Origin of the sequence: Candidatus Aquicultor sp. (assembly GCA_036504445.1) — a bacterium.
Lineage (GTDB): Bacteria > Actinomycetota > Aquicultoria > Aquicultorales > Aquicultoraceae > DASXVE01.
On the sequence record DASXVE010000023.1, the window covers coordinates 68,163 to 79,122 of the forward strand.

At 51.4% G+C, this 10,960-nt stretch carries 10 protein-coding genes; all 10 read left to right on the forward strand.

Annotated elements, in window-relative coordinates:
- The first annotated feature begins 142 nt into the window (after nt 1–142).
- On the forward strand, nt 143–3,703 hold the full coding sequence (locus VGK02_05995; protein ID HEY3374595.1) for a DNA polymerase III subunit alpha: 3,561 nt from the start codon (nt 143–145) through the stop codon (nt 3,701–3,703).
- A gap of 204 nt (nt 3,704–3,907) precedes the next feature.
- Entirely contained in the window at nt 3,908–5,203 is a 1,296-nt protein-coding gene (gene hisD / locus VGK02_06000; protein ID HEY3374596.1) for a histidinol dehydrogenase, read from the forward strand.
- 12 nt (nt 5,204–5,215) lie between these two features.
- Complete coding sequence (hisC, locus tag VGK02_06005; protein HEY3374597.1) at nt 5,216–6,265, forward strand: histidinol-phosphate transaminase; 1,050 nt, start codon at nt 5,216–5,218, stop codon at nt 6,263–6,265.
- Nucleotides 6,266–6,289: 24 nt separating this feature from the next.
- Nucleotides 6,290–6,889, forward strand: coding sequence for an imidazoleglycerol-phosphate dehydratase HisB (gene hisB, locus VGK02_06010; protein ID HEY3374598.1), 600 nt, complete (start codon nt 6,290–6,292; stop codon nt 6,887–6,889).
- 92 nt (nt 6,890–6,981) lie between these two features.
- Nucleotides 6,982–7,593 (forward strand): imidazole glycerol phosphate synthase subunit HisH, encoded by a 612-nt coding sequence (hisH, locus tag VGK02_06015; GenBank protein HEY3374599.1) that lies wholly within the window; start codon nt 6,982–6,984, stop codon nt 7,591–7,593.
- Nucleotides 7,590–8,330 (forward strand): 1-(5-phosphoribosyl)-5-[(5-phosphoribosylamino)methylideneamino]imidazole-4-carboxamide isomerase, encoded by a 741-nt coding sequence (gene hisA, locus VGK02_06020; protein ID HEY3374600.1) that lies wholly within the window; start codon nt 7,590–7,592, stop codon nt 8,328–8,330. The genes hisH and hisA overlap by 4 nt, the downstream gene beginning before the upstream one ends.
- The gene (gene hisF, locus VGK02_06025) at nt 8,317–9,075 is read left to right on the forward strand and encodes an imidazole glycerol phosphate synthase subunit HisF (protein HEY3374601.1); all 759 of its coding nucleotides are present in this window, start codon (nt 8,317–8,319) and stop codon (nt 9,073–9,075) included. Before hisA ends, hisF begins: the two co-directional genes overlap by 14 nt.
- Nucleotides 9,076–9,165: 90 nt before the next feature.
- On the forward strand, nt 9,166–9,378 hold the full coding sequence (locus tag VGK02_06030) for a hypothetical protein (protein ID HEY3374602.1): 213 nt from the start codon (nt 9,166–9,168) through the stop codon (nt 9,376–9,378).
- 93 nt (nt 9,379–9,471) lie between these two features.
- A complete protein-coding gene (gene hisI / locus VGK02_06035; GenBank protein HEY3374603.1) occupies nt 9,472–9,843 on the forward strand; it encodes a phosphoribosyl-AMP cyclohydrolase in 372 nt (123 codons plus the stop codon).
- Between the two features lie 272 nt (nt 9,844–10,115).
- Nucleotides 10,116–10,661, forward strand: coding sequence for a DJ-1/PfpI family protein (locus VGK02_06040; protein ID HEY3374604.1), 546 nt, complete (start codon nt 10,116–10,118; stop codon nt 10,659–10,661).
- Nucleotides 10,662–10,960 lie beyond the last annotated feature (299 nt).

Sequence of the window (10,960 nt, forward strand, 5' to 3'; positions counted from 1 at the left end):
ACAGCAGGATAAACGCTTACCATAACCTTTAGACCCTTCTGTTCCGACGGTTTACTTCATTGTTCCTAAGCATTCTCCATTAGGGTATAATAGCCTTGCTAGGCAGACCCTAGCGAAACTCGAAGAATCCTAAGGAGCTCAATTGTCGTTCGTTCACCTTCATACGCACTCTGAATACTCACTGCTTGATGGTGCGTCGCGCTTAAAAGAATTGGTCGCAAAGGCCAAAGCACTCGGCATGCCGGCGATCGCTCTTACCGATCACGGTGTTATGTACGGCGCTATAAACTTCTACGAAGAGGCGATGAAGCAAGGCATCAAACCGATTATCGGCTGCGAGGTATACGTTGCGCCGGGCAGCCGTTTCGACAAGGAGCGGGGAAGCGACGATGATCGCTATACCCACCTGGTTCTTCTTGCTGAAAACGAGCAAGGGTATCGCAACTTGATGAAGCTCGTCATGCTGAGCTTCTTCGACGGCTATTACTATAAACCGCGGGTCGACAAGGAAATCATCGAGCAGCACCATGAAGGGTTAATCGCGTCGAGCGCATGCCTCGCTGGGCAGGTCGCGCGCCATCTCATGCGCAATAATTACGAAGCGGCCAAACGTGAGGCACTGTATTTCAAAGAGCTCTTCGGTGAGGACAATTTTTTCCTCGAAGTGCAAGATCACGGCATTGAAGAGCAGAAAGCAGTCAACGAAGGGATGTTTCGCTTACACGAGGAAACCGGTATTCCGATCATAGCGACAAACGATATTCACTATACAAATAAGGAAGATGCCAAAGCGCATGATGTGTTGCTCTGCATCCAAACCGGCTCCACACTGAGCGATACTACCAGGATGAAATTCGAGACCGAGGAGTTTTATTTAAAGAGCGCGGATGAAATGGCAGCGCTCTTTCCGGGCCGAGCGGATGTTATCGAAAATACCCTAAAGATAGCCGAGCGCTGCAATGTCGAAATAAAATTCGGTGAGTACTTGCTTCCGCAATATGAGATTCCCGATGGCTTCACCGTCGAGACCTACTTCGAGAAATTGTGTCAAGAGGGGTTTGAAAAGCGATACCCCGATGCGCCCGAGAACTACAAAGAACGTTTGGAGTATGAGATGGGCGTCATCAAGCAGATGGGATTCCCCGGATACTTTCTGGTGGTTCAGGATTTCGTGCGCTATGCGAAGACGAATGGCATCAAGGTCGGCCCCGGTCGTGGGTCGGCAGCCGGCAGCATGGTCGCCTATGCACTCGAGATCACCAATGTCGATCCGATGGCCTACGACCTGCTCTTCGAACGATTCCTGAACCCAGGGCGAATAAGCATGCCCGATATCGATATCGATTTCTGCTTCGAACGCCGCCCGGAAGTTATCGAATACGTCACGCGGAAATATGGCGAAGACAAGGTTGCGCAGATTATTACCTTCGGCACGATGGCGGCAAAGGCTGCGATCCGCGATGCGGGCCGCGTCTTCGATATCCCATACGGCAGAGTGGACAAAATCGCCAAGCTCATCCCCGACGGTTTGAGCGAGGGGCGCCAGTGGACGATCGACGCAGCGATGAGTGCATCCCAGGAACTTCGTGAAGCATACGAGGCGGACGAGCTTACCAAGCAAGTCATAGATATGGCCCGCAAGCTCGAGGGGCTTGTCCGCCAGGATTCCATCCATGCGGCCGGCGTCGTTATAGCCGACCAGGAGCTTACCAACCATACGCCGGTCCAGCGCAAGGGCGAGGCTGAAATCGTCACCCAGTATAACATGGGCTGCATCGAGAAGATCGGCCTTCTTAAGATGGACTTTCTGGGGCTGCGCACGCTTACGGTTATAGATAATGCGATTAAGAATATTAAGAAAACGCGCGGTATCGATATCGACGTCGACACGATTCCGTTTGACGATAAGAAAACGTTTGACATGTTGCAGCGCGGTGAGGCGACCGGCGTGTTCCAGCTTGAAAGCTCGGGCATGCGCGCACTTCTCAAAGACCTCGCGCCGACCGCATTTACCGATATTATCGCTCTTCTTGCGCTCTACCGGCCGGGGCCGCTCGGCTCGGGCATGGTTAAAGACTTTGTCGAGCGCAAGCATGGCAGAAAACCGATCAGCTACCCGCACGCCAGTCTGGAGCCGATTCTCAAAGAGACCTACGGTATTATGGTTTACCAGGAACAGGTCATGCGTATCGCCTCGACGCTTGCCGGTTTTTCGATGGGTGAAGCCGATACGCTCAGGAAAGCGATGGGCAAGAAACTTCCCGAAGTGTTGGCTAAATTCCGCGAGCAATTCATAAGCGGGTCGGAGAAAAACGGCGTTGATTCAAAACTTGCCGGGCAGATCTTCGACTTGATTGTTTACTTTGCCGGTTACGGCTTCAACAAATCTCATTCGACCGCATACGCGGTTGTCTCCTGGCAAACGGCCTGGTTAAAGGCCCATTACCCGGTTGATTTCATGGCGGCTCTTCTGACGTCGATTATGGGCAATAAGGACAAAGTCGCTCAGTATATCAACGAATGCCGCAGGGTGGGCATCGAGATCCTGCCGCCTGATGTTAATGAAAGCTATCGCGATTTCACCGTTGTCGGAAAAGCGATTCGCTTCGGTTTGTCGGCGGTTCGCAACGTAGGCGAGGGAGTTATCGACGTTATTATCAGCGAGCGCGAGCACGGCGGACAGTTTAAATCCGTCTATGAGTTTTGCCGTCGTGTCGATATGGGTTCGCTTAACAAACGTACCATTGAGAGCCTGATCAAAGGTGGGGCGTTTGATTCGTGCAAGGTAAGCCGCCGCCAGCTCTTGCAAACCTATGAGGGCGCCGTTGATATGGGTATTAAGCGTCAAAAGGATAAAGCAGCGGGGCAGTTTACGATCTTTGATTTTGGCGATAGCCCGGGTTCGGCCGATAACGACGAAGTCAACGATCCGATTGATGAAACGATTCCCGAGTTCGATAAGCACGAGCTTCTCGCGTACGAAAAAGAGATGCTCGGCCTCTACGTTTCCGACCACCCGCTTCTGGGCTTAAGCGAGGCTCTGGAGAACCAAACCGAGTTTTCAACAACAGAGCTAAAAGAGCAAAGGGACGGCACATACGGCACCATCGGCGGCATTATTACCAAAATTAAAAAGGTCAACACCAAGAGGGGCGACCTTATGCTTTTCCTCGACTTAGAGGATTTGGATGGTTCGGTTGAAGTGATTTGCTTCCCGAAGGCAGTCGAGCAGTATCGTGAATTGCTTGCCGAGGATAAGCTGGTGCTCGTTAAGGGCAAGCTCGATATTAAAGAGGATGAGTTCAAATTTCTCGCGCAGGAGATAACGGCGTTCGACCCAACCGCAAAAGGTAACGGCAAAACCCGGCGCAAGGCTGCCAACGGCGGGTCGAAGGGAAATATCGCCGCAATCGGTCGAAAGAACAGCGCAAATGGGGTAAGCGATGCCATAAAAAATGCCGAGAACACCAAGTTGGTGCTCACCATATCAAAATCCATGATGACTCAGGACTTTATAGATCATCTGCAAATCATTATCCGGTCGCATCCTGGGCCCACACCCGTGTTCTTGAGCCTGGTTAACGGCAAGACTATGACTCTTGCCTTGTCGGAGGATTACCGGGTATTACCGCAAAACGGATTTCTGGTTGAACTAATCGAGCTCGTAGGCGAAGGCGCCTTCAAGCTGATCAGGGAAAGTTAAAATCCCTAACGCAGATACTTCAACACTTTACTTTACTAAAGCACCAATACAGTGTATAATTATAGATTAGTTGTGCAGTTAGAACGGTTATTTAATGCTTCTGCGGGATAGAAGTTTTTAGAACCGGTTTTTTTGTGTATTGTGGTATTTACGGGTGGACGTTATTCGTATGCCTTTCGAATTTGTATAAAAGTTGGTGATGACATGTCGTTATTGAAGTTCATACCGTTGGAACACGGGTTCAGCGAGAATTACGCCCGAGGGCTGCTCGCAAAGCCTTTGTTCGAGCGTCCGGAAGTTGAAGCCACCGTACGCGAGATTGTCGACAATGTGCGCAAATACGGTGACAGGGCGCTTTTTGAGTATACCGAAAGATTCGATAAGGTTGTGCTGGATGAGCAGACAATACGAGTAACGCTTGAAGAATTCGATGCCGCGTATTCGCTTGTAGAGAGCGAATTTTTAGGCGCCATTCGCCAGGCTAAAGAGCGAATCACCGCATTTCATGCGCGGCAGAAAGAGAACTCCTGGTTTATGGCCGAGGATGGGGCGTTTTTAGGCCAGCTCGTGCGCCCGGTTGAAAGAGCCGGTATTTACGTGCCGGGCGGGAGGGCACCGTATCCGTCATCGGTGCTGATGAACGCGATACCTGCGCGCGTTGCCGGAGTTGAAGAGATTGTTATGGTCGTCCCCGGGGCGGTGCGGGCCGAGGTGCTTGTAGCTGCTGCCGAAGTGGGCGTCAACGAGATATATAAGATAGGTGGGGCGCAAGCGATTGCCGCACTCGCATTCGGGACGGAATCGGTTCCGAAAGTCGACGTAATATCAGGGCCGGGCAACATCTACGTAACGCTGGCGAAGAAAACGGTCGTGGGATACGTCGATATCGATATGCTGGCCGGCCCGAGCGAAGTGGTCGTGGTTGCCGACGCAACCGCCGATCCCAATTTTATCGCTGCCGATTTACTGGCGCAGGCCGAACACGACCCCGACGCAACGGCGATCTTGATTGCGACGGCCGAAGAAATTGCGGCAAGAACTATTAAGGCGGTTGAAAAACAGCTGTATCAATTAGAGCGCCGGGATATTGCGGAGAAATCACTGCAGGATAACGGGCGCGTTTTTATAGTCGGCTCGCTCAATGACGCATTGCGCTTGGCCAACATTATTGCGCCCGAGCACTTAGAGCTTATGATCGAAAATCCGCTTGAGGCATTAGGGCAGGTAAAGCATGCCGGAGCAATATTCTTAGGGGCGTACGCCCCGGAGGCTGTCGGCGATTATGTTGCCGGCCCAAATCATATCCTGCCGACCGGCGGTACGGCCCGGTTCTATTCGCCGCTGAGCGTCGAGACATTCTTAAAGAAGTCGAACGTACTGGGTTTCTCGAAGCAATCGCTCGGGATGGTGGCGGATGCTACGATAACCATAGCGAATAGCGAGGGCTTTACCGGGCACGCGAAATCCGTACGGTATCGTGTCGACAATTACGAGAAATAGGAGTTTGATTCCATGATCGAACCACGACCTGAGGTTGCGGCGCTCAAGCCGTATCACCTCCCAGGAGTGAAAGCCAACATTATTCTCTCGGGAAACGAGAGCCCATACAACCTCCCCGATGCAATTATCGAGGAGATCAAGAGCACGATCTGCCGGCTTGATTACAACCGCTATCCCGATCCGCTCTCGGCTGAGTTACGGGCGCTTATCGGTGAGTATTATGGGCTTGGCGCTGAGAATGTCGTTGTTGGTAATGGCGGCGATGAGATCATCCTAAACCTATTTCTCGCGTACGGCGGGAAGGGACGAAAAGCGATTACCTTCGAGCCGATGTTTGAAGTTTATGGGATAACCGGTCGTATGACCGGCACCGAAATGGTTGAGATTTTGCGTTCGCCTAATGATTTTCAGGCAACGTGCTCGGTAGCCAAAGCATTTGACACGGATGCGGCGTTAATTTTCATGTGCTGCCCGAACAACCCGACGGGGGATTTAGTCCCGATCGAAATGATCGAGGAGTTATTAGATAACACCGAGTCGCTCGTGGTGATCGATGAGGCATATGCCGAATTCAGCGGCCAGACCGTACTGCCGCTTCTTGAGAAATACGAGAACCTGGCGATTGTACGGACGTTTTCCAAGGCATTCTCACTGGCGGGCTTGCGCGCCGGCTATCTGCTCGCAAATCCTGCGATAATTGAGAACATGCTCAAAGTGAAGCTCTTTTTTAACTTCAATAAATTGTCACAATCAATAGCCAAAATAGCATTTTCGAATCGGGCTATATTCGATGACAACATAAAGATAATACTTAAAGAACGGGATGCCCTGTTCGCAAAAATGTCCGAGATAGAGGGAATGAAGGTGTTTCCGAGTCACTCCAATTTTATCCTGTTCAAGCCCGAAAAACCGGCCGGTGAGGTATGGCAAGGGCTTCTCGATGCGGGCATTTTGATTCGTAACTGCAGCAGCCAACCGCTGCTTGAGAATTGTCTACGGGTAACGGTAGGAACACCCGGGGAAAACGAGATATTTCTAGAGGCACTGCGCGGGCTCGCGTAGTGACGGAGATGGGGGTAGTAATTGATGGGACCACGGCAAGCGGAAATTGCAAGGAAAACGCAAGAAACGGACGTTGCTGTAGAGCTTAACCTTGATGGAACCGGTGTTGTAGATATCGATACCGGAATACCGTTTTTTGATCACATGCTTTCAATGCTTGGCAAACATGGACTTATAGATATAAAAATACGGGCAAAAGGCGATCTTGAAGTCGACGGTCACCATACCGTCGAGGATGTCGGCATCTGCTTTGGACAGGCGTTTAAGCAGGCGCTCGGTGAAAAGAAGGGTCTCCACCGGTACGGGCATGCGATGATGCCGATGGATGAGTCGCTGGCAATTGTTGCCCTTGATATTAGCGGCAGGCCATATCTGGTGTACGATGCCGAAGTTCCGGCAGAAGTGATCGGCACATATGATACAACGCTCACCGTTGAGTTCATGCAAGCTTTTATTAATAACGCCGGTGTTACGCTTCATGTTCAGCTTAACTCGGGTAGAAATGCGCACCATATGGTTGAAGCGATTTTCAAAGGCCTTGGACGGGCGCTCGAAGCCGCGGTGCAGATCAACCCGCGGATAGCGGATATCGTCCCGAGCACCAAAGGTATGTTGGATTGGTAAACAGCAAAAGCTTGCATAGTGCCGGCCTCACGCACGGGAGCAGCTAAAATAAAGAGCGGTATGCATAGGCTTGTGTTTGATAAAGTGAGTGATTGAGATTGATTGCGATTATAGATTACGGAATGGGGAATTTGCGAAGCGTCGAGAAGGCGCTTGAGAAAATCGGCTACAAAGCTGTTGTCTCAGGCGACCCGACGGTTATTCGCGGGGCGCAGGGCGTCATCTTGCCGGGCGTAGGCGCCTACGCAGACTGTATGACGAACCTCACGGCAACCGGCATGGATGCGGTCGTTCACGAGAGCATCGCCGGCGGTAAGCCTTTCTTGGGTATTTGCCTCGGGCTTCAACTTCTTTTTGAAGAAAGCGAAGAGGACGGCATCTATAAAGGTCTTGGCATTTTTAAGGGTAAGGTCAGAAGGCTTCCTGAAGGCCAAAAGATCCCGCATATGGGCTGGAACCAGGTACGCTACGCCAACAAACCGCCGGTTTTTGACGGCGTGGCGGATGGGTCGAACTTCTACTTTGTGCACTCATACTACGTGGACTCCGCGGATACGGGTATAATTGCAACGACAACCGGCTACGGAATTGATTTTATCTCCGGTATCTGGTCGGATAATGTTGTCGCTGTTCAGTTTCACCCGGAAAAAAGCGGTGACGTAGGCCTCAAGGTGCTGGATAACTTCGGGAGGTTATGCGGATGATAATTTATCCGGCTATAGATATTATGGGCGGAAAGTGCGTAAGGCTCTACCAGGGTAAGGCCGAGCAAGCAACGGTGTATGCGGACAATCCCGCCGACATGGCGCAAAAATGGCAGGACGAGGGCGCGCAGTATTTGCACCTCGTTGATCTGGACGGTGCGTTTAAGGGCTCGCCGCAGAACCTCGAAGCGGTAGAGAATATAGTGAAACGGGTCAATATCCCCGTTCAGCTGGGCGGTGGCTTACGCAACCTTGCCGACCTCGATAGGGTGTTCGATACCGGTGTGACCAGGGCAATTCTTGGCACATCCGTAATCACCGACCCCGAACTTGTAAAAGCAGCATGCGCAAAATATCCCGGTAAAATCGTGGCCGGTCTCGATGCCAGAGACGGCAAAGTAGCGATAAAAGGCTGGGTCGAAGATACCGACATTTTCGCGGTCGATTTGGCTCTGCAGCTTGAGATATACGGCATAAGCCGCATTGTGTACACCGACATCTTTTCCGATGGTACGCAGAAGGGCGTCAATGTTTTCGCGACGGAAGATGTCGCGGAAAATATCAGCATACCGGTTATCGCCTCGGGCGGCGTTTCAGCGCTTGATGATATTCGCCAGCTAAAGCCGCTGCAGGAATCCGGCGTTGAGGGTGTAATCATCGGGCGTGCGCTCTACGAGGGCAATTTCACACTGCCGGAGGCTATCGAGCTTGCGAGGTGGGAGAATGCTCACCGTTAGAATCATCCCCTGTCTCGATGTGCACGCCGGGCGAGTTGTAAAAGGTATCAATTTTGTTAACCTGCGAGACGCCGGCGACCCGGTGGAACTCGCGGCTGCATACGATAAAGCCGGTGCCGATGAATTGGTGTTTCTGGATATTACCGCGTCACACGAAGCGCGCGAAACCATGTATGGTGTAGCTTCGCGCACGGCCGAAGAAGTCTTTATCCCCTACACTGTCGGCGGGGGTATTAGAACCAGCGACGATATCCGCAGGATGCTTTCGACCGGCTCGGATAAGGTGTCGATTAACAGTGCGGCGGTAAAGAACCCGGACGTCATTAGGGAGACTTCACGGCGTTACGGCTCGCAATGCATCGTGGTTGCAATCGATGCGCGAAACACCGGTCCGGATAAATGGGAGGTCTACGTTAACGGCGGGCGCATTCCAACCGGGATTGACGCCATAGAGTGGGCCAGAAAAGTCGAAGAACTTGGCGCGGGAGAAATCCTCCTGACCAGTATGGATAAAGACGGTACAAAAGACGGTTACGATCTCGGTTTAACCAGGGCTGTTACACACGCCGTGAATATCCCGGTCATTGCCTCGGGCGGTGCCGGTACAATCGAACATTTTGCCGAAGTAGTCGTCGAGTCGGGGGCCGATGCGGTGCTGGCGGCGTCGCTCTTTCATTACGGCGAACTCTCAATCAGAGAAGTTAAAGAATATATGGCGGCGCACCGCATCCCCGTACGATTATAGTGAATCGCGTATCGGGACAATCAGCCAATATGGGTATTAATTCTTGATGGTTTTAATTGGATGAATTAATAGCCGAGGAGTTGGTAGCGTATGCGCGAGATAGACATTGGGCGGGTTCACATAAAAAGCATTATAAGCAAGCATTTACTGGATGCGGGTTTCGATCCCTACCAGGGCGATATGGAGAGAATCGTCGATGCGGTAAGTAGGGCGGTTCAGGATATTCTGAAAGAGTATACGCGGTCGATGGAAGTGGTGTACAGGCTTCCGTCCCGTCCCGGCGAAGGCAGAGAAACCGCTTAACGTATGCGGGTTGCGTCGATGCACGCCGGCGACAAATCAGGTAATTACCCGGTGACGGGCTTTGCAATATAGACAGACGAGAGGAGAATGTTCGTGCAAGTCATTGGTGAGTTGAAATTTGACTCAAACGGTTTGATACCGGCGATTATTCAGGAGGTTGGCACCAACGAGGTGTTGATGGTCGCATATATGAATAACGAGTCGGTGCAAAAAACAATTGAAACCGGGAGGACCTGGTTCTGGAGCCGTAGCCGCCGGCAGTACTGGTGCAAAGGTGAGACGTCGGGGCATGTTCAAAAAGTGCAGGAGATTCGCTACGATTGCGATGCCGACGCACTGCTTGTGCTTGTTGAGCAAGTGGGCGTAGCGTGCCATACCGGTCACAAGTCGTGCTTCTATCGCGCCATCGATAGAAGCAACGGCGAGAGCATTACGCTGGCTCAGCCTGAAGTCATTATGGAGTAACACATGCCATAGTCGCGCAGTAATAGAAGCAGTAAAAAGAATACTAAGCTGCGCAAATATGTGAAATGCAGCATATATGCGAGGCGCCCGGCATCGAATCGGTAGATGCTGCAACCTCACGTATATTCGTTTAAAAAGAGGGCTCATAACGAGCCCTCTTTTTATTTATCTCTCGCTTTTCGACGGGTTTTGTCATTTCGACGGTATATATTAATTAATGGGGAACAAATAAGAGGACTATGCGTATTACATAGACGAAGGAGGAATCATACATGGCCGACATGATGGGACGACAGGTATTATTCCTGGCGGTCGATGGGTTTGACGCATCTGCGTTTCTGCCGCTGTGGCAGTGCTTTGGCAACCTCAATGCATCACTGCGTATTGTAAGCTTTAACGCGAGCGACGTAATAAATAGCATGGATGGGTCGGTGAGTACCAAGAGCGATATGTCGTTCAATGAGGCATCGGTGTTGGGCTTTAGCGCAATCGTTGTACCTGATGCAAAAACCGCTCAGTCAATAATGGATAACAGCGATGCCATGACAATACTGAAAAACGCACGCGATGATAATGTACCGATTATCGCCATAGGCGATGCGGCAACAGCTCTGTTAGCTGCAGATATCGTAAATGGATTAACGGTCTCGGCACCTGATAACATGCGGGATAATGTCGAGAGCGTGGGTGCGCAGTTCTCGAGCGAGCCGATATCGGCAAGCGAGAACGTCTTCACCGCGCTTGAAAGTGCAGATATGCAGGCGCTTTGCAAAATGGTCTCTGATTACGCCACTATGCAGAGTGAGAACGCTGCGTAGAGCGATAATTGACGAAAAACCGGAATTAAGAACATACGATCGTTAGCCGCAAGAGGCTATAGAAATAGTTGGAGATGTATATAGAGAGATAGCTAAAGAGACCAAAACGCCCGGCGGCGTCGTTGACGCCGCCGGGTCTCATGTGTTACGCTCGTTCAAATCACATACATAAGCCGTTGATGGGGAAAGTAGGCTTAACACGCTAACGGGTGATAAGCGAGCCGGGTTTGGTGAGAGCCGGTGCCTTTGTTAGAAGCCGAGTGGGCCCCTGAGGTGTAGATGCGAACAAGAACGTTTTA